The sequence below is a fragment of the Sulfitobacter sp. HI0040 genome (assembly GCF_001634885.1).
Taxonomy (GTDB): domain Bacteria; phylum Pseudomonadota; class Alphaproteobacteria; order Rhodobacterales; family Rhodobacteraceae; genus Sulfitobacter.
Genome location: NZ_LWEX01000465.1, coordinates 1 through 520, shown reverse-complemented (window position 1 = coordinate 520; position 520 = coordinate 1). Strand labels below are relative to the sequence as shown.

At 56.9% G+C, this 520-nt stretch carries 1 protein-coding gene; it reads left to right on the top strand.

Features of this window, described 5'->3' with window-relative positions; all coding sequences use genetic code 11:
• A partial coding sequence (locus A3728_RS19025) for a GDP-mannose 4,6-dehydratase (protein WP_150120889.1) occupies window positions 1-520 on the top strand: 520 nt, incomplete at both ends.

Genomic DNA, 520 nt, shown 5'->3' with positions numbered 1-520 from the left:
GTATAATTTGGGCGCGCAATCCCATGTGGCAGTGAGTTTCGAGTCGCCTGAGTACACCGCTGATGTCGATGCGATTGGCACGCTGCGCTTACTCGAAGCGATCCGTTTTCTGGGGCTCGAAAAGAAGACCCGCTTCTACCAGGCATCAACCTCTGAACTCTACGGCCTCGTGCAGGAAATTCCCCAGACCGAGTCAACACCTTTCCACCCGCGCAGCCCCTATGCGGTGGCCAAGATGTATGCCTATTGGATCACCGTGAACTACCGCGAGGCCTATGGCATGTATGCCTGTAACGGCATCCTCTTTAACCACGAAAGCCCCCGTCGCGGAGAGACTTTCGTGACCCGCAAGATCACCCGCGGTCTGGCCAATATCGCGCAGGGGTTGGAGCCCTGCCTCCACATGGGCAATATCGACGCGCTGCGCGATTGGGGCCATGCAAAAGACTACGTGCGGATGCAGTGGATGATGCTGCAACAGGATACGCCCGAAGATTTTGTCATCGCCACGGGTGTACAA